Origin of the sequence: Enterobacter sp. HSTU-ASh6 (assembly GCF_026319105.1) — a bacterium.
Taxonomy (GTDB): Bacteria; Pseudomonadota; Gammaproteobacteria; order Enterobacterales; family Enterobacteriaceae; genus Enterobacter; species Enterobacter sichuanensis.
On the sequence record NZ_WSPD01000001.1, the window covers coordinates 427,406 to 453,482 of the forward strand.

Consider the following 26,077-nt stretch of genomic DNA (forward strand, 5'->3'; position numbering starts at 1 on the left):
CAGGATGGCAGGCTGGCATACACGGGCCATTATTTACCAGATTGATACCGCGCTCTTTTATGATTTAAACGGCGATGGCTGCGGGGACATCGCCGGGATCACGGCCAAGCTGCGTTATATTCGCCGCATGGGCGCGACGGTTATCTGGATCACCCCGTTTTATCTTACCCCCTTTCTTGATGAAGGTTACGACGTCAGCGACCATCTCCAGGTGGATCCCCGCTTCGGAAAGCTGGCCGACATCATCGCCTTTATCGAGCAGGCCCGGGAGCTGGGCATGCAGGTCATTATTGAGCTGCTGATCCAGCATACCTCGGACGCCCATCCCTGGTTCCAGCAGGCCCGTCGCAACCCGGCGTCACCGTATCGTGATTACTATCTCTGGTCGGATAATGACGACGACGATACGCCCCCGATGTTCCCCGGCGTGGAAAAGAGCATCTGGAGCTGGGATGACGAGGCGGGACAATACTATCGGCACATGTTCTATCGCCACGAGCCGGATCTGAATCTGACCTCTCCCGCGGTACTAAAAGAGATTGAGAACATCATTCTCTTCTGGCTCAAGCTGGGGGTGTCGGGATTCCGCCTGGATGCCGCGTCCCATCTCACCACTCAGGCAGGAAACGGTGATGAGAAAAAGGGGCTCTGGATCCTCGAGCATATGCGCCGTCTGATTGAGCAGCACAATCCGGACGCAATCCTGCTGGGGGAAGTTGATGTCGAGGTGGAAGCCTATCGGGACTATTTCGGCAACAATGACCGGCTGAATCTGGTCCTCAATTTCTGGCTTAACAAGTATTTCTACGTCAGCCTGGCCCGGAAAAGCGCTCGCCCGCTGCGCAACGCGGTGAAGAAAATGATCGTCCCGCCGGATTCCTGCTGTTTCGCCAACTGGCTGCGCAATCATGACGAGCTGGATCTGGAAGGCATTAGTCAGAAAGATAAACAGTTTGTTCTCGACACCTTCGCCCCTGACGAAGAGATGAACGTCTACCAGCGCGGGATCCGCCGCCGCCTGGCACCGATGCTCAATGGCGATCGGAAGCGGCTGGCGTTCTGTCACGCCGTGCTCTTTTCCCTGCCGGGCGTCCCGGTGATGCGTTATGGCGATGAGATAGGCATGGGTGACGATCTGGAGCTGGAGGAGCGCTACGCTGTCCGCACCCCGATGCAGTGGGCCGGATCGCAGGGGGGCGGTTTTTCTGCGGCGGATCCGCAGCGTTTTATTGCCCCAATCATCGACCACGGTCCGTACCGCTATCAAAAGGTGAACGTCGCCGATTCGCTGCTTCACCGCAATTCGCTGCTGCACCGGATCATTGATATTGCCAATACCCGCTCGGAGTTTCCTGAAATTGCCGTGGCGCCGTTTCGGCTTATCACCCTCGATCATGACGCGGTACTGGGTCTCTATTATGAGACCGACGAGCGCAGCATCCTCACCTTCGTTAACTTTAGCGATCGGCCGGTGCAGTTTACTGCGAAGGGGATCCGCAACGCCACCTGGACCGCCTGCCTCGCGGACAAGCGCTACGATGACGCCCTGATTTGCGGTAAAACCGTTGAGCTCATGCTTGGCGGCTACGGTTATCGCTGGTTCTGGACGCACCGCAGCGCGCTGCGCTGATTACCGCTTCCGGCGGGTGAGCAGACGTGTGACCACAATCCCCGCCACCGCGAGGGCGCCTAACGCCACTTTGCCCGGCATACCGGAGGTCACGGACGACGCGCGGGTTTTCGCCTCGTCAGTAAAACGACCATGAATTTTGTGCAGATCGTTAACCGGTTGATCGAGATAGTCCTGGCGATCCGGTGCGTTCAGGTTGTCGGTCATCTGCCCTTCCCAGGCTTTTTTCACCATCAGCCGGTCAAGAAAACCGGGGAAGAAGAACTGCCCGACAATCGACTGGATGGTACTGCCGCCGACCCACAGCTCCCGAACCGGTTTTTGTGCGACCCGGAAAATGGCGCTGGCGGCCACTTCAGGCTCAAACACCGGCGGCACCGGGCGCATCGCCCAGGCGAACTTATTGCGCGCCCATTCGAACTGCGGCGTATTGAGCCCCGGCATCTGCACCATCGAAAGCTGTACCCGGCTGTTCTCATGCATCAGCTCGGTACGCACCGCGTCGGTAAAGCCGCGGATCGCCGCTTTGGCCCCGCAGTAGGCTGACTGCAGCGGAATGGATCGGTACGCCAGCGCCGAGCCGACCTGGATAATCACGCCCCTGTCACGGGGAACCATCAGCTCAAGGGCGGCCCGCGTGCCGTTGACAAAGCCGAGGTACGTCACCTCCGTCACGCGACGAAACTCATCCGGTGTCAGGGTGCGAAACGGTGCCAGCACCGCGCCCATGGCATTATTCACCCAGACATCAATCGCGCCGAGGCGATACTCAATCTCGTTGGCGGCATCCACCACCGCCTGACTGTCGGCGACGTCCGCCTGCACGGCGTGGGCATTGACGCCAAACCGCCGCAACTCCTCCTGCGTGGAGTGCAGGCTGGCTTCATCGCGGGCGATAAGCCCGACGTCGTAACCTGCCCTGGCAAAGTGCAGCGCCGTGGCTTTTCCCACGCCCGCGGTTCCGCCGGTAATCACGATGACTGCCATAAAACCTCCCCCTGCGTTCAGCCTTTATTGCCGTCGGATAACAGGCTCACCAGTTCAGCCAGTGAAAATTGCACCGCCTTTTCCACCACGTCCTGACAGTCGCCGGAGAACAGCACGGTGCGGGTGTGCGTCTGGCCACGGATATTCCAGCCGAAACAGACCGTTCCCGCCGCCGTGCCATCGTCGCCCCCTTCAGGGCCTGCGTAGCCGCTGATGGCAATGCTAATATCCGCCTGGGCGATGTCGCGGATACTGGCAGCCATCTCGGTGACCGTCTGTTCACTGACGGCGGTATACCGCTCAAGCGTCTGCGGGCTTACGCCGAGGATCCGCTCTTTTGCGCCATCGCTGAACACCACCAGACCGACATCATAAAAATCGGCGGTGTTCTCTTCTGCGCAAAGCGCCACCGAGAGCTTTCCCCCGGTGCAGGATTCCGCCGTGGTTAAGCGAAGCCCGAGATCGGTTAATTTGCTCGCCACCCTTTTTGTCAGTTCACCTACCGTGTAATGGTTATCGTGCAAAAGATTGCTCATCTTGCCGCCTCTTATTTCTCGAAAGGAATGATTGAAATATGTCCATTGCGTTCAAGTATGGCATATTTAATTTCGCTCATTTCAGTAATGCCATTATTCTGACGCGCTGATACCAGAATATCATCGCAGGAGACATCGACTTTTTTAAGTTTATCCGCTAAGGGGATGCCGTTTTCCACCAGAATCACGGGGGTACCATCAAGGATATTTTCTACAGGCGAAAAATATTTCTTCATTAACCCGAAAATAATATCCACTACCACCAGGGTAGTAATCGTAATCATCGCACCGGTGACCGAAAAATCCTCGCCAAGAAGCGCCTGCTGTGTGGCTTCACTAATTATCAGAAGCAGGATGAGATCAAAGCTGGTCATCTGCAACAGCGCGCGTCGCCCGGCCACTTTAAATACCACCACGAGGAACAGATAAATCGCCAGCGCACGAAAGACCATATCCATATCAGCCTCCTACGGGTAAATAAATTGCCAGATGTTAATCTCCGGCCCGTTGTTTACGCGGATGACCGAGTTCCATTTGCCGGCCCGGGACGGTGTGGTGAAGAGTAATACCGAAAAGGTGTCTGTCTTTTTCAGGTTGTGATAAACAAAATAGAGGCTGTTGCCGTGGCTGAACATGCTGTCCGGCTGAGGCCAGACGCTGCCAGGCTCGTACGCATCGCTGCTCTCGCTGGTGATGCTGAGGGTATAGGTCCCCTCCGTTTTCACCGGAAACGCGAGCTGCATCCGTGTCTCCGTCTCCCGTCGGCCAAAGCGCTCATAATTGATGGTCAGGGATTTATCGGCATTCGTCTTCGCCGTATCGCTGACCACTCCGCTTGAAAACAGACCGGCAATGGCCGCGACGATAATACCTAAAAGAACAATAAACCCTACCTGACGAAACGCGTATTCAAACGTCAGCAAGCGATAACTTTCATCTATCCCGGGTAACTTTTCATTTTCACGCTTCATGGCCATCGTCACCGTTTCGCTTATTATCCGATAATTTTGATTTCTAACGCGAATGTTTTTAGGACTTATCACATTTGCCACCTAAAGGAATAGCAACAATACTTAATAAGTCAAGACACCTAAAATGAAGGATATCCGATGAAATTATCGCTTATTTCCGCTTTTTTAATATTTCTGGTTCCGGCCGCATGGGCAGATAATAACGGCGGGTTACAAAAAGGTGAAGCACCACCGCCGCCGCACGCACTCGATAGTGGATATCGCGGAACCGATGACGCGCGAATTATGACCATCGATCAGGCAAAACAGCTCCACGATGGTGCAACCATTTCCTTGCGCGGTAATCTTATTGATGGTAGCGGCGATAAGTTTGTATTTCAGGATAAAACCGGAAAAATCGACGTTATTATTCCCCAGGCAGTCTTCGACGGCAGAACGGTAAAACCCGACCAGATGATCAGTATCAACGGTTCGCTTGATAAAAAATCATCCCCTGCCGTCGTCCGTGTTGATCGTTTGCAGAAATAATTCAGCGAAGCGTTAACGCTGCATCTATCCATCAAATCTCACCCCTTGGCTTAAGGAGTCAGCTATGAGTGATACACAACGTACGAACGCTTACCCGCAACCCCCGTTCCCGGAACAGCCGCAAACGCCGCCGGGACTGGCATCTGAAATGCAACCTGTACCCGACCACGGGGAGAAAAGCTACAAAGGGCATGGTCGCCTTGCCGGTAAAAAAGCGCTGATAACCGGTGGGGATTCCGGTATCGGTCGCGCAGTGGCGATCGCCTATGCCCGTGAAGGCGCTGACGTGGCCATCAACTACCTGCCTGAAGAAGAAAAAGATGCCGCTGAGGTCATCGACCTGATTAAAGCGGAGGGCCGCACCGCCGTGGCGCTGCCGGGTGACGTGCGGGATGAGACCTTCTGCCAGAACCTGGTTGAGGAAGCCGTTGCGAAACTGGGCGGTCTGGACATTCTGGTGAACAACGCTGGTCGTCAGCAGTTCCGGGAATCCCTTGAGGAGCTGACTACCGAAGACTTTGACGCGACGTTCAAAACCAACGTTTACGCGCCTTTCTGGATCACCAAGGCGGCGCTGCGCCATCTGAGAGCGTCGTCCGTCATCATTAATACCTCCTCCGTGCAGGCGGTGAAACCCAGCCCGGTGCTGCTGGATTATGCCCAGACCAAAGCCTGTCTGGCGGTATTTACCAAATCCTTAGCCAAACAGCTCGGCCCGAAAGGCATTCGCGTCAACGCGGTCGCCCCCGGCCCTTACTGGACGGTACTGCAGTCCAGCGGCGGCCAGCCGATGGAAAAAGTGAAGGAGTTTGGGGGAGATACGCCGCTGGGGCGTCCGGGTCAGCCCGTCGAGATTGCCCCGCTGTACGTCACGCTGGCCTCGGACGAATGTTCATTTACCTCCGGTCAGGTATGGTGTTCTGACGGCGGTGATGGCGTGATCTAAACCTGTTTCCCTTTCCCACCCAGCAATGAGCAATCAATGAACAAGGACGTTCGCTTATCTGATCCTGCCGAAAAACATGTTGTAACTCAAACAGATCAAATGTTAAAAATATTTTGCTATCAAGTTATCAAAATTAAACAACTTAACTTGTCACCCGCATCGCTCTGTTTTTAACATCGCCTATGGAAAAAAATGGTCTGTTCAGTCAGCGCATACGCTTGCGCCATTTGCATACATTTGTGGCCGTCGCTCAACAGGGAACACTGGGGCGTGCGGCTGAAACCCTTAACCTGAGCCAGCCCGCGCTCTCCAAAACCCTTAATGAACTGGAACAGCTGACCGGTGCCCGTCTTTTTGACCGCGGTCGGTTAGGGGCACAGCTTACTCTCGTGGGCGAACAGTTCCTGACGCACGCGGTGAAAGTCCTGGATGCGCTCAATACCGCAGGCCAGTCCCTGCACCGAAAAGAAGAGCAAACCCACGAGGTCGTGCGCGTGGGTGCCCTGCCAACCGCCGCGCTGGGCATTCTCCCTCCGGTTATTGGCCAGTTCCACAAGCAACAGCGGCATACCACGCTTCAGGTTGCCACCATGAATAACACCATGTTGCTCGCCGGGTTGAAATCGGGCGAACTGGATCTTGGCATCGGTCGGATGTCCGACCCCGAACTGATGGTCGGTCTTAACTACGAATTGTTGTTCCTGGAATCGCTGAAGCTGGTGGTACGTCCCGATCATCCCCTGCTGCAGGACACCGTCACCTTAAGCCGCGTCATGGAGTGGCCGGTGGTGGTTTGCCCGAAAGGGACCGTCCCGCGCCAGGCCGCCGAAACCTTGCTGCAGATGCAGGGGTGTACGCTCCCTTCAGGGTGTATCGAAACGCTCTCGGCCTCGCTGTCGCGCCAGCTCACGCTGGACTATGACTACGTCTGGTTCGTCCCCTCCGGGGCGGTGAAAGATGATTTGCGGCAGGGAACATTGACCGCCCTGCCGATAACCTCTCCCGGCGCCGGTGAACCTATCGGCATTTTAACCCGGGTGGATACCCCGCTTTCCACCGGCGCGCAGACGCTGCTGAGCGCGATTCGTAAATCGATGCCGGTTTAATACCCCCCTCACCCTGACCCTCTCCCCTAAGGGGAGAGGGAACAGTCCTCTGCGCTAATCAAATAATGCGGAATAAATCATTAACAATTGCGTAAAACAATTTAACAGTTTTATCATAGCCGCGAATTCACCAAATGGTTCACAAACGGTTTGATAAAAACGAATTCACCTGTATCAATCATCAATCCCACCGCATTTATTACCCAACTGGTACACACCCGACACAGCGGGGGATCTAAAGGAGAGAGAAATGGCATTTGGCAGCGCGCCACGTGGAATACCGCGTATTCTGCAGTGGCTTCTTGCCGGACTGATGATGCTCATCGGTCTGGCCGTCGGCGGTCTGGGCTTTAAGCTCGCCACCGTGGGCGGAAGTGGTTACTTCCTGATGATGGGTGTGGCGATGGTGATTGCCGCAGTCCTGATTTTCCTCAACCGCAGCAGTGGGATCGTGCTTTACGCCATCGCGTTTATCGCCTCGCTGTTCTGGGCAGTAAGCGATGCAGGCTGGGATTTCTGGCCGCTCTTCTCCCGCTTGTTTACCTTTGCAGTGCTGGCGTTCCTCTGCGCCGTCGTCTGGCCTTTCCTGCGTACAGCCAACCACCGCACGGCGAATAAGGCGCCTGCGTTTGGCGTTGCGGCGCTGCTCGCGGTGGCTATGCTGGTCAGCCTGGGCTGGATGTTCAAGCCGCAGACCCTCGTGGCGGCAAACGAGCCCGTTCCGGTTAAACCCGTCGCACCCGGCGAGCAGCAAAAAAACTGGGAGCACTGGGGCAACACCACGCACGGCGACCGCTTCGCCGCGCTGGACCAGATTAACAAGCAAAACGTCAACGACCTGAAGGTCGCCTGGGTTGCGCACACCGGCGATATTCCGCAGAGCAACGGCTCCGGCGCGGAAGATCAGAACACGCCATTGCAGGTTGGCGACACGCTCTATGTCTGTACCCCGTACAGCAAAGTGCTGGCCCTGGACGTGGATTCCGGAAAAGAAAAATGGCGCTACGATCCCAAAGCCACGGCGCCAAACTGGCAGCGCTGCCGCGGTCTGGGCTATTTTGAAGATCGCTCAAACGTGACAACGTCACAGACAGAGATACAGCCAGTGGCCTGCTCTCGCCGCCTGTTCCTGCCGACCACCGATGCCCGCCTGATTGCCATCAATGCGGATACCGGCAAGGTCTGTGAAGACTTTGGCGACCATGGCACCGTTGACCTGAGCGTCGGCATGGGCGAGATCAAGCCGGGCTATTATCAGCAGACCTCCACGCCGCTGGTTGCCGGGAATGTCGTCGTGGTCGGCGGTCGCGTCGCGGATAACTACTCCACCGGCGAACCGCCGGGCGTGGTGCGCGCGTATGACGTTCACACCGGTAAACTGGCCTGGGCGTGGGATCCGGGTAATCCGAACCTGACCGGCCTGCCGCCGGAAGGCCAGACCTACACCCGCGGTACGCCGAACGTCTGGTCAGCGATGTCCTACGACGCCAAACTGAACCTGATCTACCTGCCAACCGGCAACGCCACGCCAGACTTCTGGGCAGGTGAACGCACCGCGCTGGACGACAAGTACAGCTCGTCTATCGTTGCCGTCGATGCGGCCACCGGTCAGGTCCGCTGGCATTTCCAGACCACTCACCACGACCTGTGGGACTTTGACCTGCCTTCCCAGCCGCTGCTGTACGATCTGCCAGACGGTAAAGGCGGCACCACGCCTGTGCTGGTGCAGACCAGCAAGCAGGGCATGATTTTCATGCTTAACCGCGAAACCGGTAAGCCAGTGGCGAAGGTTGAGGAACGTCCCGTTCCGACGGGCAACGTTGAAGGTGAACGCTACTCTCCGACTCAGCCGTACTCCGTTGGTATGCCAATGATAGGCAACCAGACGCTCACCGAGTCTGATATGTGGGGGGCGACGCCTGTTGACCTGCTGCTGTGCCGCATTCAGTTTAAGGAGATGCGTCATCAGGGTGTCTTCACCCCGCCAGGCCTCGACCGTTCCCTGCAGTTCCCCGGCTCTCTCGGTGGGATGAACTGGGGCAGCGTCTCCATTGACCCGAACAACAGCCTGATGTTCGTCAACGACATGCGCCTGGGTCTGGCAAACTACATGGTGCCGCGCGCTAAGGTGGCGAAAAACGCCAGCGGCATTGAGATGGGGATTGTCCCGATGGACGGCACACCGTTCGGTGCGATGCGCGAGCGCTTCCTGTCACCGCTGGGCATTCCGTGTCAGAAACCGCCGTTTGGCACCATGTCGGCGGTTGACCTGAAATCTGGCAAGCTGGTGTGGCAGGTTCCTGTCGGCACGGTGGAAGATACCGGCCCGCTCGGCATTCGCATGCACATGCCCATCCCGATCGGGATGCCGACGCTGGGTGCGTCGCTGTCAACGCAGTCCGGCCTGCTGTTCTTTGCCGGCACGCAAGATTTCTACCTGCGCGCGTTTGATACCGCCACCGGGAAAGAGATCTGGAAAGACCGCCTGCCGGTCGGCAGCCAGTCCGGCCCGATGACCTACGTGTCGCCGAAAACGGGTAAACAGTACGTTATCATTAACGCCGGTGGCGCACGCCAGTCGCCGGATCGCGGTGATTACGTTATCGCGTATGCGTTACCCGATAAGCAGTAACAGATAAAAAAGGGACCGAAAGGTCCCTTTTTGTAGGCCATACGTAGGTCGGGTAAGCGAAGCGCCACCCGACACTGCTGGCGACTCAGAACGTCTCCCAGTTATCTCCGGAAACCGCTGCCGCAGGGCGCAACGGCGCACTCTTCGCCACCGGCGCAGAGGTTGCCGCGCGGCCCGGCTTCGCGCCGCTCAGACGAAACGCGCCGACCGCCTCGGTCAGACGTGCGCCCTGTTCTTCCAGAGACGTCGCCGCAGCAGAGGCTTCTTCCACCAGCGAGGCGTTCTGCTGGGTCACTTTATCCATCTCAGAAATCGCCTGGCTGACCTGCACGATACCGCGGCTCTGCTCATCGGACGCGGCGGCGATCTCCAGCATGATGTCGGTAACGCGTTTCACCGCTTCGACAATTTCATTCATGGTATTACCGGCGGCAACCACTTCACCGGAGCCCTGGTCAATCAGCGAAACCGATTCGTTGATCAGGCTTTCGATCTCTTTTGCGGCATTCGCACTGCGGCTTGCAAGCGTTCGGACTTCGCTTGCCACCACGGCAAAACCGCGCCCCTGCTCGCCCGCACGCGCGGCTTCTACCGCCGCGTTCAGCGCCAGGATATTGGTCTGGAACGCAATGCTGTTAATGACCGCGGTAATCTCGGAAATCTTCTTCGAACTGCTGGAGATATTGCCCATGGTTTTGACCACCCCGGAGACCATCTGACCGCCGCGGCTGGCTTTCCCGGAGGCATCTTCCGCCAGCTTGCTGGCATGGTGGGCGTTATCGGCGTTCTGTTTCACCGTCGCGGTCAGCTGTTCCATACTGGCGGCGGTCTGCTCAATGGCCGCCGCCTGCTGCTCGGTACGGGAAGAGAGATCGGTATTGCCAGCTGAAATCTCGCTGGTGCCGCGGTAGATCTCTTCCGCCCCCTGACGGACGGTGCCGACGGTGTTTTCAAGGGAGTGCTGCATGGTTTGCAGATCGCGCGTCAGGCGGCCAATTTCGCTGCGTCCGGCCACGTCATCCGGCATCGTCAGGTCGCCTTTGGCGATATTTTCGATGCGTTTTGCGGCGCGCTGCAGCGGGTTGATCACCGTACGGCGCAGCACAACAAAGGTCATCGCCGTCAGAACCAGCGCCAGCGCAAACGCGCCGACCATAAACATCAGCCCCAGCTGCGTGCGGCTGTGCGCCTGTGCCGTTAGCGCATTGGCGCGATCGGTACGGATCTTAATCGCCTTCAGCAACACGGCGTTGTAGGCGTCATCCAGCGGACGCGCCGTTTCGTTTTCGTGGTTGATGATCGCCTCGAACATGCCGTTTTTGGCAAATTTGACCATCGGCTGCAGGCCCGCGATATAGGCGTCGTAGCGCGCTTTCAGGTCAGCATCCAGCGCTTCGTCGGCAGAGGTACGCACGGAACGGTTCATGTAGGCGGTAAAGCTATCCTGGGACTGCTTAATCCGCGTTTCCGCCTCGCGGATGTTCTGCTTCATGGCATCCATCTCTGCGATACGGCTGGCCGCACCGGCGTGGATCATGTTGATGCGCGCCGTTCGCAGATGGTTTGAGCTGTTCGACAGCCCCATACGCACCTGAATTTCGGATGTAACATCCTGCTGATCGTTATCGGCCTGTAACAGGAAATACCCTGCCAGACCCGAGCTCAAGGCAAAAAGCAGAATAATGCCACCGAGAATGGAGGAAAACAGCGGAACCAGCCTGATGTGATGCAAGAAGCTCAGCTTACGCTGCGCCGGCATCGAAGTAGTGTTGTCCATGACCGTCGACTCTCTTGTAGGTAAGATGCGTAAAAACACGCCTGTCAGATAGTCATCGGCACGGCAGAGATTTAGATTACGGCTAAAAACGCCGCACTGGTCACACTTTAGAGAAGAATATTAAAGCAACGCCAGCGGCGGAAAACCGCTGGCAGAAGAGTTACTTGTCGCCGAAATGAATCACGGTACGGATAGATTTTCCTTCATGCATCAGATCGAACGCTTCGTTGATCTGCTCCAGCGGTAAACGGTGGGTAATGAACGGGTCGAGCTGGATCTTGCCGACCATGGCGTTTTCAACCATCCCCGGAAGCTGGGTACGGCCCTTCACGCCGCCAAAGGCGGAACCGCGCCACACGCGCCCGGTGACCAGCTGGAAGGGACGGGTTTTGATCTCCTGGCCTGCACCGGCCACGCCAATGATGATGCTCTCGCCCCAGCCTTTGTGGCAGCACTCAAGCGCGGAGCGCATGACGTTAACGTTGCCGATACATTCGAAGCTGAAGTCAACGCCGCCGTCGGTCATCTCGACGATGACGTCCTGAATCGGCTTGTCGTGATCTTTCGGGTTCACAAAATCAGTCGCACCCATTTCACCCGCCAGTTTAAATTTCTCCGGATTGGTGTCGACCGCGATGATGCGACCGGCTTTCGCCTGAACCGCGCCCTGAATCACCGCCAGACCGATGCCGCCAAGCCCGAACACCGCCACGGTGTCGCCTTCTTTCACTTTTGCCGTGTTATGCACCGCGCCAATGCCGGTGGTGACACCGCAGCCCAGCAGGCAGACTTTATCCAGCGGCGCCTGCGGATTCACCTTCGCCAGCGAGATCTCCGCGCAAACGGTGTATTCGCTGAAGGTGCTGGTGCCCATGTAGTGATAAACAGGCTCGCCATTGTACGAGAAACGAGTGGTACCGTCCGGCATCAGCCCTTTCCCCTGGGTGGCGCGAACTGCCTGGCAGAGGTTGGTTTTACCGGATTTACAGAACTTACATTCGCCGCATTCTGCCGTGTACAGCGGGATCACGTGATCGCCTGGTTTCAGGCTGGTCACGCCCTCGCCCACTTCCACCACAATCCCGCCCCCTTCATGGCCGAGCACCGCCGGGAATACACCTTCCGGATCGTCACCGGACAGCGTAAACGCATCGGTATGGCATACGCCGGTATGGGTGATTTTGATCAGCACTTCGCCTTTTTTTGGCGGCGCGACGTCGATTTCAACGATTTTGAGCGGCTGGCCGGGTCCAAATGCAACTGCAGCGCGAGATTTCATATTGTCTTCCCTTATTGTGAGGTGTGTGGGTTTATTTTAGATAAGCGCGCAGCAAATGGCCGACTTCCGCCATGCGTACGGCTCGCTGATCCGGCGTGGTTTCTCCCGTCACCAGCTCATCTTTGAGGTGAATTTCGACCATTTCGCCCATCAGGCCATTGGCAGCCCCGCGCACGGCGGCAATTTGCTGCAAAATGGCCAGACAGGGATCGCCCGACTCCAGCGCGCGTTCAAGGGCCTCAACCTGGCCCCGAATGCGACGGACGCGGGTAAGAATACGTTTTTTATCTTCGGGTGAATGCGGCATGCGCCCTCCTGATACTATAGGGGGGTATTGTATCTTCTAAGGAAACCCTATGTAAACATTAAGTTTTATATGGTTATCAGACATTTACGCGGTTTACACAAAAGGTACTATCGGACAAAAAGGACTTTTTAACGCCCGCAAAATGCCCCCAAACGGTATTTTGCCCCCAAATTTGCCCCCTTTCAGCCCTTCACATCACGTGAATATCGTCAAATTCCATTGTTCGTATGTCATTCACCACGTGAAAAATCACGCCCAAATTCCCGTCATCAACATTTTTATGCTACACATTGCTACGTTCAGAACGCATCGTTGCTGATTTGTCACATAATTAAAATTGATAGTTTAACCAGTCTTCCCTTATCTATTATCATTACGTCAACAAGCATTCATAAGGGAGTAAGGGATTGCAGATTTGTATGATGGACTATGGACGGCTGTCGTCTGATGGTAAAACCCTCAAGCTGAATTGTTACGGCGTTGGCTCGTTTGATGTTCTCTCAGGTGTCGAACGTTATATAAACAACCCAAACTGTTCTGATATCGAAAAAGCAGCTATTCCACCTGGAACCTACTGGATTGTCGACCGCCCGACAGGCAGTGTCGCAAACCAGATCAGAGCTGAATTTATCGATTTCGTACATATGTATAAAAACCACCATTCTGAATGGTTCGGTTTGTACAGTGCGCAAACCATGAGCGATCACGTATACGTCAATGGTGCGCGACGTGGGAGTTTCAGGCTTCATCCTCTAAACACTGATGGCTCTGGTGTTTCATGGGGTTGTATCACTCTTTACAGTGCCGCCGACTTCCAGGTTCTACGTAATGCTTTACTCAATCGAAAAAAGGTATTGGTGCCTGGTGGCAAAGGGTTAATGGCATATGGTCGTGTTGATGTACGTGGTATCCCTGATTTCAGTAAATGTGGTGTAAGATGAAAGTAATAATATTCCTTGCGTTACTGATCGTCTGTTTTGTCATAATCCCGGATGCCTGGATTAATAATATTATTATGCAGCACATCCAGATATCAGGTGATGGTGAAGAGGCAATGAACACCTATGAATTTACCGCAATACTTATTAAGTTTGGTATTTCGACCGTAGTTTCTTTAGTTTTGCTCTTACTTCCTAAACTCTTTAAAAGATAATGATATAAGGCCTGCTAAAATTATACAGGCCTGCCCCACTAACTAAACGTTAACGGCTCGCCATAACCGAACACGGAAGCGATAAATTAAAAAAAAACCAATTCGGTATCATTTAGCTTGTGGTGTATCTGGGGGATTGAATTCTTGCGTCGCACCTTTTACTGAACATTAAATATTACGAGTTGAGTTCTCTGCTTTTGCTAAACTGTATAACTCATCTTGTAATTTATTAAGCGCGTTGTTTTCTTCACGCAGCATTTTGCCGTTGTTCTGCAATATTAAGTCGTTAAAGGAACCTGCCCCTCCAAAAATAGACCTGATACCTGACAATGCATGATCATAATCAGAGTCCAGGTGCTCGCGAAAATACATGAGTTTCTTTGACCAAACACTCTCATTACATGAAATTAGCAACTCAATGATTTTATTGAGTAAAACCTTGATATTTGATTTCATTTCCCCTCCCAAAAATTAACAGTCTCCACAGCTGGTATATTGCGATACCCTTGCTTGCCGGTTGGCGCTGCGCTTGCCTGACCTACTCTCCCCTGCAAGCCTGCGCCAGCGTTTGCAGTTCTTCCTTAAGCCAGCGTGTCGCGCCCCGCTGACCGCTGCGTTTATGGGAGTAAATTTTCACCTCAAATCTTCGTATTGAGAACGGTAAGTCAAAAATTTTAATATCCACTGCCGCCATCAGCTTCTCGGCTGCATACCGTGGAATGGCCATCAGCAGATCGCTTTCCGCCACGATAAATGGCGCGCTGAGCATCGACGGCGTTTTGATCGCAATGTGTCGGGTATAGCCTAACTGCTCGAGCCGCACATCCAGAACGCCCTGTTTCTCATTCCATGGCGTGACCACCAGATGTCGGGCCGCGAGATAATCCTCCAGCGTCAGCTGCGTCCGGTTCACGTTGCTAATGACGACATACTCATCTTCAAACCAGCCAATCTCTTCCAGTTCCGGATGTCGGATATCCTCCGGCGTACTAAATCCCAGGGCCAGATCCACCTCGCCCGCCAGCAGTTCCGTCAGCGCCGGGCTGTGCGGCAGGTAGCGCAATTCAAAACGTAATCCCGGGGCAGACAGCTGCAGGGTGTGCATCAGGGCCGGGAAAATGCACAGCGCGGTAAAATCGGTAATCGCAATCTGTAAGGTCTCAGTACTGCTGGCCGGGTCAAACGGCGGCTGCGGCGTTAACTCGTGGTTGAGGAACGATAAGGCGGAAGCAATGGAAGGTGCGAGTTGAGAGGCATACACGCTGGGGGACATGCGGTGCCCTTCGCGAAAAAAGAGCGGATCGTTCAGGGTCGTACGTAAACGAGACAGCGCATGGCTGAGTGCGGACGAGCTCATCGCCAGCTCGTCAGCGGACAGACGAACGGAGCGGTGGCGATATATCGCATCAAAAACAGGCAGCAGGTTTAAATCAAGACGTCTCAGGGCCGGATGCATAATATTCATCATTTGTTGATTTCATTGCACTTAATTCTTCGGACAATACTCCGTATGCTTAACGCCATCAATCAACACACAGGCAAAAAAGCAGGAAAACCATGAATATCACCCTTCGCCAGGCCCGTCCCGACGATGCAGCGGCCATTTACGCCATGATCTATGAGCTGGCAGTGTATGAGAAAGCGCCGGAAGCCGTCGTCACCACCCCGGAGGAGATCCGGGAAACACTCTTTGGCGAAGGCAGTAAAACCGAAGCGTTGATCGCTGAGTGTGAAGGACAAATTGCTGGCTATGCCGTGTTCTTCACCAGCTATTCAACCTGGCTTGGCCGCAACGGGATTTATATGGAAGATCTGTATGTTTCCCCGACGTATCGCGGCCTGGGTGCGGGAAAAGCACTGCTGAAACATATCGCGCAACTCGCCGTACAACGGCAGTGCGGTCGCCTTGAATGGAGCGTGCTGGACTGGAACCAGCCCGCCATCGACTTTTATCTGAGCATTGGTGCACTGCCGCAGTCTGAGTGGGTGCGTTATCGTCTGGATGGCGAAGCGCTGCTGAAATTTGCCGAATAGCGGCGTCGCGTGTTGTGGCGTTTCAGGCACAGAGATATCCGAAAACAGCCGCATTGCGGGCCGAATTTAGCCCCGCGGGCTTCACATCGGTTAAGAGAGGCTATCCTTTACCTGTTAACAAAAGGAGGCACAATGTCTGATTTCGGTACTGATAAAAACACCCAGTTTGCTGAAGACAAAGCAAAAAATAAGCTTGATGAACTGACAGGTTCAGCACAGCAGCAGTTTGGTGAATTCGTGGATTCACCAAAGCATCAGGTAAAAGGTGCCGCTAAAAAATATGCCGCACAGGCCAGCGATGCCGTCTCGGATGTCACTGAAGCTGTCAGAAATAACCCCCTCACCGGCCTTATCGCCGCGGGAGCGGTGGGTATTGTGCTCGGCCTGTTGCTGGGTCGCAAATAATCAAAGGCCCTTCGGGGCTTTTTTTTCGCCCTCTGCCTGTCGCTCCCCCTTTCTCCTGTTTGCCCCCGACATCCTCCTTCCCTCTGCGTCAAAATGCTGTATTATGCAAACTATTGCGACATTTTGCAGGATTGCAGCCTATGCACAAAACCGCTCGTCAACGCTACGTCCTCGATCTCCTCAGTGAGCAGGGCCAGGCCAGCATCACCGAACTGGCAGAGAAGCTGCAGGTTTCAGCAGACACCATCCGTCGGGATTTGACCGACCTGGAAAACCAGGGACTGGCGCAGAAAAACCACGGCGGGGCCATCGCCCTGAATCTCTCCGCCATGAATCGTCAGGGCCGCAACACGCTGCTGCCGGAAACGAAACAGCGCCTGGGTAAACAGGTCGCGCAGCAGGTTCCCCCGGGTTCCACCCTGTTTCTGGATGCCGGAAGCACGGTGATGGCAGTCGCCACTTTTCTTCAGGGACCGCTTACCGTCATTACCACGTCGCTTGATATCGCCCAGCATTTTAGCGAGCGGGAAGACATTGAACTGATCCTGCTCGGCGGGAAATGGGACCCAAAACAACGATTGTTCGCCGGAAGCGCAACGTTGTCGCTGCTGTCCCGGTATCGGGCAGATATCGCCATTCTCGGCGCGTGCGCCATTCATGCCGAACTCGGCCTGAGTGCCGGTAAAGAAGCGGACGCCGAGGTTAAACGCGCGATGCTTGCCGCAAGCCATGCGCACTGGATTGTCGCCGACCATCTGAAAGTTAACCGCTGTGAACCGTATCTGGTCTCCGGGCTATCCGGCATTCAACAACTCTTTTTAGATCGTCCCTGGCCTGAGCTTGGGGACCCTGGCGCATTGCAGGTAACGGTGTGCGCGTAATAACGTGGAGAAGGTCATGAGTACAGTTAAAACAATCAACATTGCGCTGATCGGGTATGGTTTCGTCGGTAAAACGTTCCATGCTCCGCTGATCCAGTCTGTGGATGGCATCAGGCTGGCCGTGGTCTCTTCCCGGGATGAAGAGAAGGTGAAACGCGATCTGCCTGACGTGCAGGTGGTGGCCACGCCGGAAGAGGCGATTCAGCACCCGGACGTCGATCTGGTGGTGATCGCCTCCCCCAACGCCACGCATGCCCCGCTGGCAACCCTGGCCCTGAATTCAGGGAAACATGTGGTCGTCGATAAGCCCTTCACGCTTGATATGCAGGAAGCCCGGGATCTGATCGCCCTGGCGGATGAAAAGCAGCTACTGCTCTCCGTCTTCCACAACCGCCGCTGGGACAGCGATTTCCTCGGCATTAAGCAGATTATTGAGCAAGGCACGCTCGGCAAGGTTAAACATCTGGAGTCACATATCGACCGCTTCCGCCCGGAAGTGCGCGTGCGCTGGCGCGAGCAGAATGTCCCAGGGAGCGGTCTGTGGTTTGACCTGGGTCCGCACCTGATCGACCAGACGCTGCAGCTCTTTGGCCTGCCGCAGACGGTGCAGGGGAATATTGCGACGCTGCGCGACGGCGCAGAAGTTAACGACTGGGCGCACGTGGTCCTGAACTACCCGGAGCACAAGGTCATTCTGCACGCCAGCATGCTGGTGGCTGGCGGAACAGCACGCTTTACCGTCCACGGGGATAAAGGCAGCGTAGTGAAAGCCCGAATCGACCAGCAGGAGGCGCAACTGCTGTCTGGCGTCATTCCAGGCAGCGAAGCCTGGGGGGAAGATAGTGACAGTATGGTGTTCTATGGGGCTGATGGCGCATCGCAGACCATTACCACACCGAAAGGCGATCAGCGCCAGTATTACATCAACGTGCGTGATGCCCTGCTCGGGAAGATCGCCAACCCGGTGCATCCGGTTGAGGCATTAGCGGTGATGGCGGTGCTGGAAGCGGCAGTGAAATCGTCGGAGACGGGGTCAACGCAGCCGCTGGCGTTAACGGCTGAAGAGCGGGCTCTGCTGCGTTAAAAAACAAGCCGGGTGGCGCTGCGCTTACCCGGCAAGCGTTAAACACTACTGACGCTTTTTCGGCATCATGCGAAGAAGCGTATTGTCCTTCCAGAAGTAGTGATGCATCAGCGCTGCAGCGGCATGCAGGCCAATCACAAAATAGCCCAGATTTGCCAGCGTCTCGTGCCACTCTTTCAGCGTATCCACCAGGTCAAAATTGGACTCCGCCGCATGCGGCATCGTCATGCCAAAAGCAAACCAGTCGCTTCCCCGGTTGTACATCATCACAATGCCAATCAGCGGCAGCGCAATAAACAGCAGATACACCACCAGATGCCCAAGATGGGACAGGCCCGTCACCATCGCTTTTGGCTTCGGCTGAATCGGTGGCGCGCGGAATTTCAGACGCACCAGCAGACGTGCCACCATCAGCACCAGGATACTGATACCGCATGACACGTGGATCATATTAATCGTCGGGCGTGCGGTTCGTGGGAAGAAGCCTTTAAACTCCATCGCGCAGTAGGCGACGATGATTAACAGAAACACCAGCCAGTGAATCGCAATCTGCAGGCTTGTATATTTAGTACGCATGGGGATTTCCTGAAAAAAAACAGTCACCGCGCCAACATAATCTCCTTTCCTTAAAAATTCATTAACTTTACTGTATGGTTTTTCAAATACTTCCCCGCGCATGAAGCATCTTCAATTGCCGCCCTGCCCGTCATGGTCTAAGCCTGGATGAGTTCAAACTGTCGTACCGACACGTTTACAGGAGAACACCATGAGTAAAATTGGCATTAACGGATTCGGGCGCATCGGACGTCTTGTCCTGCGTCGCCTGCTTGAAACCCAGGACAGCAACACTGTCGTCGCCATCAACGATCTTACCTCGCCCAAAGTGCTGGCCTATCTGCTCAGGCATGACTCTAACTACGGCGGTTTCCCGTGGAGCGTGGATTTCACCGAAGATGCGCTGATTGTGGATGGCAAAACGATCGCGGTGTACGCCGAAAAAGAGGCCAGGCATATTCCGTGGAAAGCCGCCGGAGTGGATATTGTCGTGGAATGCACCGGTTTTTATACCTCTGAAGAGAAATCCCGGGCGCATCTGGATGCGGGTGCCCAAAAGGTGCTGATCTCCGCCCCTGCGGGTGAGATGAAAACCATCGTCTATAACGTGAACGACGATACCCTCGACGCCAGTGACACCATCATCTCTGTCGCCTCCTGCACCACAAACTGCCTCGCCCCGCTGGCAAAAGCCCTGCACGACGCCTTTGAAATTAAAGTCGGTACCATGACCACCATTCACGCCTATACCGGTACGCAGGCGCTGGTGGATGGTCCGCGCGGGAAAGATCTGCGCGCCTCGCGCGCGGCGGCAGAGAACATCATTCCACACACCACCGGGGCCGCAAAAGCCATTGGCCTGGTGATCCCGGCCCTGAGCGGTAAACTGAAAGGCCACGCCCAACGCGTGCCGGTGAAAACCGGTTCGGTCACCGAGCTGGTCGCTGTTCTGGGGAAAAAAGTGACGGTTGAGGAGATTAACGCCGCACTGAAAAAAGCAACCCAGGGCAACAAATCCTTTGGCTATACCGATGAAGAGATTGTGTCGTCAGATGTCATCGGCTCGCATTATGGCTCGGTATTTGACGCCACGCAGACGGAAGTCAGCGAGGCTGGCGATCTGCAGCTGGTGAAAGCGGTTGCCTGGTATGACAACGAGTATGGCTTTGTCACGCAGCTGGTGCGTACGCTGGACAAGTTTGCTGCGCTGTAACCGGAAACCTGCCCGTTTGCAGTAAAGGTGATGCAAACGGGCCGTGATTTACAGCAGGGCGCGGCTCGCCAGCGCCTCTGTCAGAATCGCATCGTTACGTAAGATTTGCCATGCGGTTTCCACCTGCGCGGGTATCGTCACGTGGGCGATAAAATCACGCCCGGCCGGTCCGTAACCGTTAACATCGTCGCGCAGACGCGGCAGTTCACCCAGTACCAGTGACAAATAGCGTTCAACCGGCCACAGCCCTTCCTCTGACCCGCTTAAGACCAGTCCATCGTTGGTGTTACGTAACACGGGCGTCAATCCGGGATGGCTTATCCATTCTGGTGCGGCAGGTTCATCCCGGCATACGCGGGCAAACGTTGCCATTGTGCGCCGCTGCATGGTGGGGTCCTGCACCACCAGCACGCTTTCAGGAGCAAGATGAAGATGTTTCATCAACGCCCTGCTAAACCGTGCGTTCTCACCGCAATTGGTTGACTGATCCTCAACATAAATTCGCTCCGCCGGGACATGCCAGAACTGACGGGCGATATCGGCCAGAATGGCCGCCTCCGCACGGCCTGCCGTGGGGACGATGCGATAGTGCGGGTGTCTGGCAACTGCGGCATAGAGGAAGGAGGTGGAATGTCCTATCCCCCCGCTAATCATCAAGGGCACACCCTGCTCGGCCGCCTGGCGACAGGCGGCATCAATAGCAGGAATGACAGCATTTCCCGCCAGAATAACCATATCAACGGGCTGCCCCGGCTGCAGGTCATCCTGTGCCAGCCAGTGTCCTACGGTGTTAATGGCACTTAGCGTGCCAGCGGGCACGCAGGGGAAAAAAGTCGGAATCATCGTCATCTCCTTACAGCATCTGCGGTTAGCGTACCGCACTTAGCGCCGCAAAACAGGCTTTCATTATTAAAGTTCGTCTGGTCAGGCCGCTCTTTTTTCTTAAACTTCCTCTTCAACATTTGATTAACATGCGTAAATCATATTCACTTGAATTATGATTTAAGGCAGACGTAGAATCGCGAGCCCGTTAATTTTTCAATTTTTTCAAAGGTAAACAACGTTATGCGCCTGCCCGAACGCGACCCTTATGCTCCTCGCGAGTGGCAGCCACACGAGAAACCGGCGCTGCTGGGGTCCCCCTCCACGCCGAACCACAGCACGCCCAAACGGATTGCCTACGGCGTCGTTGGCCTGCTGGTCTGCCTGACGGGAGCTCTGGGCAATGCGGTGGTCACCGCCAACCTGCAAAATCTGCAGGGGACCTTCGGCGCCTGGTCTACGGAAATCGCCTGGTTACCGGCGGTCTATGTGATGACCAACATTTCCATTAACCTGCTGCTGGTGAAGTTCCGCCAGCAGTACGGTTTGCGCGCCTTTACGGAAGGTTTTCTGGTGCTGTATGTACTGGTCACCTTTTTCCACCTCTTTGTTAACGATCTCAGCTCGGCGCTGATGGTCCGCGCCGCGCACGGCATGGTGGCCGCCGCGCTCAGCTCGCTGGGGATTTACTACCAGATCCAGGCCTGGCCGGCGAAACATCGCCTGAAAGCGCTGACCATCGGCATCACCGGTTCGTCACTCGCCATCCCTCTCGCCCGCCTGTTTTCGACCGAGCTGCTGCAGCTGGACGAGTGGCGCGGGCTCTATTTCTTCGAGCTGGGGCTGGCGCTGATCTCCCTCGCCTGCGTGATAGCCTTAAAGCTGCCTCCGGGTGACCGACGAAAGGTTTTTGAGAAAAAAGACTTTATCACCTTCTTTTTAATGGCCCCTGGAATGGCCCTGCTCTGCGCCGTACTCTCTTTAGGCCGTCTTGACTGGTGGTTCGAGGCGCCGTGGATCGGCTGGTCGCTGGCTCTATCGCTGGTGCTCATTGTGGCGGCTATCGTCTTTGAACATAACCGCAGCAACCCGCTGCTCAACACCCGCTGGCTATCGAGCGGCAGCATCGTTCGTCTGGGGCTGATCATGCTGCTGATCCGTATCGTGCTGGCCGAGCAAAATACCGGCGTCATCGGCTGGCTGCAGTACGTGGGCTTACAGAACGAGCAGATGACGCATCTGGCGTGGTCCATTTTCGCCGGTATCGTCTGCGGGATCGTCACCAGCTGTCTCACCATCAAGCCGACGAAACTGGCGTGGCCAATCATTACCTCGCTGGCGCTGATGATTGTTGCCTCGCTGCTGGACAGCCAGTCCAACAATCTGACCCGACCGGATCAGCTGATGCTGAGCCAGTTCCTGCTGGGCTTTGGCAGCGCTTTCTTCCTGGCTCCGGCGATGCTGGCCGCGATCGGCGGCGTGATCGCCGACCCGCGCAACCTGGTCAGCTTCTCGGTCATGTTTGGCATGAGCCAGAACCTCGGCGGCCTGCTGGGCTCCGCTATTCTCGGCACCTTCCAGACCTGGCGTGAGAAGTACCACTCCAGCCTGCTGGCGGACCAGCTCACCACGCTCAACCCGCTGGTCAACGAGCGGATCCAGCTTTATACCCAGATGTACAAAAGCCTGATTGGCGACAGCGCGCTGCTGGGCACCCAGGCGATAACGCAGCTGCAAACGGTCACCAGCCTGGAGGCGAATATTCTGGCTTATAACGATACTTATCTTCTGACCGCCAGTATCGCTGCCGCCACGCTGGTCTGGATTTTATGGCGCTTGCTGCGCCTGCGCATCACTGCCCGTATGGCGCTTAAGAACGCCACCGGCAACAAATAATTGAAATATTTCTGGAGAGTTTATGAGTCAGCAGGATGCCGCCAAAGAGCAGGCCAACACCCGCAAAAATGTGCGCATTGTTTCCGTTTTCACTGCCGCCGCCATCGGTATCGTCGGCGTGCTGGTGATCCTTTACGCGTGGCAGCTTCCGCCATTCACCCGCCATGCCCAGTTTACCGACAACGCTTACGTGCGCGGCCAGACGACGTTTATCAGCCCGCAGGTGAACGGTTATATCACTGAGGTGCACGTTCAGGACTTTGTGCAGGTCAAAAAAGGCGATCTGCTGTTGCAGATTGATGACCGTATTTATCGTCAGCGGGTGCATCAGGCCGAGGCCCAGCTGGCGATGAAAATTGCCGCCCTGAATAACAATCTGCAGCAGCGTAAAAGCGCTGAGGCCGTCATCGCCAAAAATGACGCTGCGCTGAAAAATGCCCGCGCCCAGAGCCTGAAAACCCAGGCGGATTTAAAGCGGGTGAAAGAGCTGACGGCTGACGGTTCGCTTTCCATTCGTGAACGCGACGCGGCGCTGGCCAGCGCCGCCCAGGGGAGCGCGGATATCGACCAGGCGAAAGCCGCACTTGAGATGTCGCGTCAGGATCTGCAGACGGTGATTGTGAACCGCGGTGCGCTGGAAGCGGATGTTGAAAACGCGAAAGCGGCGCTTGAGCTGGCGCAGATTGATCTGCAAAACACGCGTATTGTGGCCCCGCGCGACGGCCAGCTCGGTCAGATCGCCGTGCGTCTCGGGGCGTATGTGACCGCCGGGACCCACCTCACCACCCTGGTGCCGCCGCAGCACTGGGTCATCGCCAATATTAAAGAGACCCAGCTCGCGGAGCTGCGCGTCGGTCAGCCGGTGAAATTCACCGTCGATGCCCTCAATAACAAAGCCTATCAGGGCCGCGTGGAGAGTATCTCTCCGGCAACCGGCGTGGAATTCAGCGCCATCACGCCGGATAACGCCACCGGGAACTTTGTCAAAATTGCCCAGCGTATTCCGGTGCGCATTGAGGTGCTCGGTAAGCCAGAAGATTCCGCGCTGCTGCGTCCGGGCATGTCGGTACAGGTGACCATTGATACGCGGGAGGCGCAGTAATGATCCTTCGCCCGATAACCGCACTGGTGGTGGCGGTCATGCTGGCCGGATGCCAGTCCGTTGATGTCAAACCGGCTCAGCCGACGCTGCACATCCCCACCCAGTGGCGCACTGTCTCCGGCCCTGCCAGCCCGACGGAGCAGCTCTGGTGGCGCAATTTTCATGATAACCACCTGAACCGCTATGTGGACCAGGCGCTTGGGCATAACAGCGATGTTCTGATCGCCCGCGAACGGATAAACGAGTATCAGGCGCGGGTCTATGCTGCCGACGGCAGCCTGTTTCCCTCACTCGATGCGGGCATAACCGGGACGCGTGCCCGTTCGCAGTCCGCCGCGACCGGGCTGCCGGTTTACGGCACGCTGTACAGAGGGAGCCTGACGGCGAGCTATGACGTGGATATCTGGGGCGTCAACCGCAGCACGTCTCGTGCTGCCGAAGCCTCGCTGGAGGCGCAAAAAGCCGCCGCTGCCGCCGCAGATTTAACCGTCGCCTCATCCGTGGCATCCGGTTATGTCACCCTACTCGCCCTTGACGAACAGCTGCGGGTGACCGAGTCCACGCTGAAATCTCGCGAAGAGGCATTTAACCTCGCGAAGCGTCAGTTTGAAACGGGCTACAGCTCGCGCCTGGAGCTGATGCAATCGGATTCCGAACTCCGTTCAACCCGGGCGCAGGTTCCGGTGCTGCAGCATCAGATTGCACAGCAGGAAAATGCCCTGAGCCTGCTGCTGGGAAGTAACCCGGGTGACGTGGCGCGCAGCGAAAGCTTTGCGGCGCTGACACCGCTGAAATTGCCGTCACAGCTGCCTTCTGCGCTGCTGAACCGCCGCCCGGATATCGTCCAGGCCGAACGACAGCTGGTGGCAGCGGATGCCTCGCTTGCCGCGTCGCGCGCCAGCCTGCTGCCGTCGATCAATCTCACCGCAAGCGGATCGATACAGGATCGCACGCTCTCCGGCCTGCTGGATAACCCGCTGCAGCTCTGGAGCGCAGGGGGAAGCATTCTCGCCCCGCTCCTGAACCGCCAGGCGCTGAATGCGCAGGTGGATATTTCTCAGTCCCAGCGTAACCAGGCGTTGTACACCTATGAAAAAACCGTGCGAAACGCGTTTGCCGAAGTGAACAACAGCCTTGATGCCATTACGCGCTATCAGGAACAGCTGACGGAGCTGCTTGCCCAGCAGGATGTGGCCCGGGAGACCCTGCGCATTGCGCAGAACCGCTATCGCAACGGCTATTCATCCTATCTCGACGTGCTGGATGCGCAGCGCACGCTGTTCTCGGTCCAGACCAGCGTTGTGCAGGTGAAAAATAACCTGCTGCTGGCGCAGATTGATTTGTACAGAGCGCTGGGCGGCGGCTGGGTCAGTGCCTGAAGACCTGCCCGGTGGCGCTGCGCTTACCGGGCCTGGATCTCGTCCCGTAGGCCGGGTAAGGCGCAGCCGCCACCCGGCGATTACCCGCAAGGAGTCAATGTATGCAACAACAGTGGTCTGCAGTCGATAATTTCATGATTTCGTCGCTTATTCCTGAAGATGACATCCTTAATCAGGTCCTGGAAAATAACAAACGCGCCGGACTCCCCGAACATGATGTAGCGGCCAATCAGGGTCAACTGCTGGCGCTGTTCGTGCGCATGACGCAGGCGCGGCGTGTTCTGGAGATCGGTACACTGGGGGCTTACAGCTCCATCTGGATGGCACGCGCGCTGCCGCCGGACGGAAGGCTGATTACGCTTGAGGCCGATCCTACGCATGCCGACGTTGCGCGCCAGAATATCAACCTCGCGGGGCTGAACGAACGCATTGAATTGATTGAAGGCCCGGCCCTGAACACTCTTGAAAAGTTCGGTGACATTCCGCCGTTCGACCTGATCTTTATTGATGCCGATAAGCCAAACAATCCCGGCTATCTGGAATGGGCGCTGCACTACTCCCGTCCGGGTACGTTGATCATCGGCGATAACGTGGTGCGCGAGGGCGAAGTGATTAACGGGCAAAGCGACGACGCGCGGGTGCAGGGCGTGCGTCGGTTTATCGAGATGACTGGGGATAACCCGCGCTTAACCGCCACCGCGCTGCAAACGGTGGGAGTTAAGGGGTGGGATGGGTTTACGCTGGCGATTGTGAACGGGTGAGGCCTGTGCGGCCTGATGCCCTTGTATGTTTAAAGTCACTTCAGTTACCCGTCAACAGACGGGTAAACTGTCACTGAGTTTGACCTGATGCCA

The 26,077-nt window shown here is 56.1% G+C and carries 26 protein-coding genes; 15 read left to right on the forward strand and 11 right to left on the reverse strand.

The annotated features are described in order from the left end of the window. Window positions 1-4 precede the first annotated feature (4 nt). Window positions 5-1,630 (forward strand): alpha-amylase family protein, encoded by a 1,626-nt coding sequence (locus GM298_RS02075; protein WP_266153474.1) that lies wholly within the window; start codon window positions 5-7, stop codon window positions 1,628-1,630. On the opposite strand, the gene GM298_RS02080 is transcribed toward GM298_RS02075, so the two are convergent. From GM298_RS02080 to GM298_RS02095, 4 genes are read right to left on the reverse strand one after another with little or no spacing between them, the layout of a single operon-like run. Next, window positions 1,631-2,617, reverse strand: a complete 987-nt coding sequence (locus GM298_RS02080) for an SDR family oxidoreductase (RefSeq protein WP_045284352.1) — start codon at window positions 2,615-2,617, stop codon at window positions 1,631-1,633. Between the two features lie 17 nt (window positions 2,618-2,634). After that, window positions 2,635-3,153 carry a 2-oxo-tetronate isomerase gene (locus GM298_RS02085; RefSeq protein WP_128339241.1) on the reverse strand — a complete coding sequence of 173 codons (519 nt, stop codon included), beginning with the start codon at window positions 3,151-3,153 and terminating at the stop codon, window positions 2,635-2,637. An 11-nt stretch (window positions 3,154-3,164) separates the two neighbouring features. Further along, a complete protein-coding gene (locus tag GM298_RS02090; protein WP_025756379.1) occupies window positions 3,165-3,611 on the reverse strand; it encodes a DUF421 domain-containing protein in 447 nt (148 codons plus the stop codon). A gap of 9 nt (window positions 3,612-3,620) precedes the next feature. Continuing rightward, a complete protein-coding gene (locus tag GM298_RS02095; protein WP_126800683.1) occupies window positions 3,621-4,124 on the reverse strand; it encodes a hypothetical protein in 504 nt (167 codons plus the stop codon). 138 nt (window positions 4,125-4,262) lie between these two features. Here GM298_RS02095 and GM298_RS02100 point away from each other — a divergent pair, with 138 nt between their 5' ends. The 4 genes from GM298_RS02100 to GM298_RS02115 all read left to right on the forward strand — a co-directional run bounded on the left by GM298_RS02100 (window position 4,263) and on the right by GM298_RS02115 (window position 9,336). Beyond that, complete coding sequence (locus GM298_RS02100) at window positions 4,263-4,652, forward strand: YdeI family stress tolerance OB fold protein (RefSeq protein ID WP_008502282.1); 390 nt, start codon at window positions 4,263-4,265, stop codon at window positions 4,650-4,652. Between the two features lie 64 nt (window positions 4,653-4,716). Further along, window positions 4,717-5,598, forward strand: coding sequence for an SDR family oxidoreductase (locus GM298_RS02105; RefSeq protein ID WP_266153475.1), 882 nt, complete (start codon window positions 4,717-4,719; stop codon window positions 5,596-5,598). A 182-nt stretch (window positions 5,599-5,780) separates the two neighbouring features. Next, window positions 5,781-6,704 (forward strand): LysR substrate-binding domain-containing protein, encoded by a 924-nt coding sequence (locus GM298_RS02110; protein ID WP_025756376.1) that lies wholly within the window; start codon window positions 5,781-5,783, stop codon window positions 6,702-6,704. A 250-nt stretch (window positions 6,705-6,954) separates the two neighbouring features. Beyond that, window positions 6,955-9,336, forward strand: coding sequence for a glucose/quinate/shikimate family membrane-bound PQQ-dependent dehydrogenase (locus GM298_RS02115; RefSeq protein WP_266153476.1), 2,382 nt, complete (start codon window positions 6,955-6,957; stop codon window positions 9,334-9,336). An 85-nt stretch (window positions 9,337-9,421) separates the two neighbouring features. Here GM298_RS02115 and GM298_RS02120 read toward each other — a convergent pair whose 3' ends face one another. From GM298_RS02120 to GM298_RS02130, 3 genes are all read right to left on the reverse strand, one after another. Next, entirely contained in the window at window positions 9,422-11,113 is a 1,692-nt protein-coding gene (locus GM298_RS02120) for a methyl-accepting chemotaxis protein (RefSeq protein WP_266153477.1), read from the reverse strand. Between the two features lie 160 nt (window positions 11,114-11,273). Continuing rightward, on the reverse strand, window positions 11,274-12,392 hold the full coding sequence (locus GM298_RS02125; RefSeq protein ID WP_266153478.1) for an S-(hydroxymethyl)glutathione dehydrogenase/class III alcohol dehydrogenase: 1,119 nt from the start codon (window positions 12,390-12,392) through the stop codon (window positions 11,274-11,276). 31 nt (window positions 12,393-12,423) lie between these two features. Then, window positions 12,424-12,699 carry a metal/formaldehyde-sensitive transcriptional repressor gene (locus tag GM298_RS02130; protein ID WP_025759946.1) on the reverse strand — a complete coding sequence of 92 codons (276 nt, stop codon included), beginning with the start codon at window positions 12,697-12,699 and terminating at the stop codon, window positions 12,424-12,426. Between the two features lie 422 nt (window positions 12,700-13,121). On the opposite strand from GM298_RS02130, the gene GM298_RS02135 reads away from it, so the two are divergent. Further along, window positions 13,122-13,640 (forward strand): DUF2778 domain-containing protein, encoded by a 519-nt coding sequence (locus GM298_RS02135; protein ID WP_080276788.1) that lies wholly within the window; start codon window positions 13,122-13,124, stop codon window positions 13,638-13,640. A gap of 380 nt (window positions 13,641-14,020) precedes the next feature. Here the strand turns inward: GM298_RS02135 and GM298_RS02140 are convergent, their stop codons facing one another. Together GM298_RS02140 and GM298_RS02145 are read right to left on the reverse strand one after the other, a co-directional pair. Then, window positions 14,021-14,308 (reverse strand): DUF6966 domain-containing protein, encoded by a 288-nt coding sequence (locus GM298_RS02140; RefSeq protein WP_025759951.1) that lies wholly within the window; start codon window positions 14,306-14,308, stop codon window positions 14,021-14,023. 82 nt (window positions 14,309-14,390) lie between these two features. Next, on the reverse strand, window positions 14,391-15,320 hold the full coding sequence (locus GM298_RS02145; protein ID WP_266153482.1) for a LysR family transcriptional regulator: 930 nt from the start codon (window positions 15,318-15,320) through the stop codon (window positions 14,391-14,393). Window positions 15,321-15,409: 89 nt separating this feature from the next. On the opposite strand from GM298_RS02145, the gene GM298_RS02150 reads away from it, so the two are divergent. From GM298_RS02150 to GM298_RS02165, 4 genes are all read left to right on the forward strand, one after another. Continuing rightward, the gene (locus GM298_RS02150) at window positions 15,410-15,886 is read left to right on the forward strand and encodes a GNAT family N-acetyltransferase (RefSeq protein WP_025759953.1); all 477 of its coding nucleotides are present in this window, start codon (window positions 15,410-15,412) and stop codon (window positions 15,884-15,886) included. 132 nt (window positions 15,887-16,018) lie between these two features. After that, window positions 16,019-16,291, forward strand: a complete 273-nt coding sequence (locus tag GM298_RS02155) for a DUF883 family protein (RefSeq protein WP_025759954.1) — start codon at window positions 16,019-16,021, stop codon at window positions 16,289-16,291. Between the two features lie 140 nt (window positions 16,292-16,431). Then, complete coding sequence (locus tag GM298_RS02160) at window positions 16,432-17,172, forward strand: DeoR/GlpR family DNA-binding transcription regulator (RefSeq protein WP_025759955.1); 741 nt, start codon at window positions 16,432-16,434, stop codon at window positions 17,170-17,172. Between the two features lie 16 nt (window positions 17,173-17,188). After that, window positions 17,189-18,256, forward strand: coding sequence for an oxidoreductase (locus GM298_RS02165; RefSeq protein ID WP_266153485.1), 1,068 nt, complete (start codon window positions 17,189-17,191; stop codon window positions 18,254-18,256). A gap of 45 nt (window positions 18,257-18,301) precedes the next feature. On the opposite strand, the gene cybB is transcribed toward GM298_RS02165, so the two are convergent. Further along, complete coding sequence (gene cybB / locus GM298_RS02170; protein ID WP_025759957.1) at window positions 18,302-18,832, reverse strand: cytochrome b561; 531 nt, start codon at window positions 18,830-18,832, stop codon at window positions 18,302-18,304. A gap of 190 nt (window positions 18,833-19,022) precedes the next feature. Between cybB and gap the strand changes: the two genes are divergently transcribed. After that, window positions 19,023-20,024, forward strand: coding sequence for a type I glyceraldehyde-3-phosphate dehydrogenase (gene gap, locus GM298_RS02175; protein WP_025759959.1), 1,002 nt, complete (start codon window positions 19,023-19,025; stop codon window positions 20,022-20,024). Window positions 20,025-20,072: 48 nt separating this feature from the next. Here gap and GM298_RS02180 read toward each other — a convergent pair whose 3' ends face one another. Then, entirely contained in the window at window positions 20,073-20,867 is a 795-nt protein-coding gene (locus tag GM298_RS02180; protein ID WP_266153486.1) for a YdcF family protein, read from the reverse strand. 222 nt (window positions 20,868-21,089) lie between these two features. On the opposite strand from GM298_RS02180, the gene GM298_RS02185 reads away from it, so the two are divergent. The 4 genes from GM298_RS02185 to GM298_RS02200 all read left to right on the forward strand — a co-directional run bounded on the left by GM298_RS02185 (window position 21,090) and on the right by GM298_RS02200 (window position 25,984). Beyond that, window positions 21,090-22,742, forward strand: coding sequence for an MFS transporter (locus tag GM298_RS02185; protein WP_032672683.1), 1,653 nt, complete (start codon window positions 21,090-21,092; stop codon window positions 22,740-22,742). Between the two features lie 22 nt (window positions 22,743-22,764). Then, window positions 22,765-23,844 (forward strand): HlyD family secretion protein, encoded by a 1,080-nt coding sequence (locus tag GM298_RS02190; RefSeq protein ID WP_266153487.1) that lies wholly within the window; start codon window positions 22,765-22,767, stop codon window positions 23,842-23,844. Next, on the forward strand, window positions 23,844-25,223 hold the full coding sequence (locus GM298_RS02195) for an efflux transporter outer membrane subunit (protein WP_266153488.1): 1,380 nt from the start codon (window positions 23,844-23,846) through the stop codon (window positions 25,221-25,223). The genes GM298_RS02190 and GM298_RS02195 overlap by 1 nt, the downstream gene beginning before the upstream one ends. Window positions 25,224-25,324: 101 nt before the next feature. Then, window positions 25,325-25,984 (forward strand): O-methyltransferase, encoded by a 660-nt coding sequence (locus GM298_RS02200; RefSeq protein WP_266153489.1) that lies wholly within the window; start codon window positions 25,325-25,327, stop codon window positions 25,982-25,984. Window positions 25,985-26,077 lie beyond the last annotated feature (93 nt).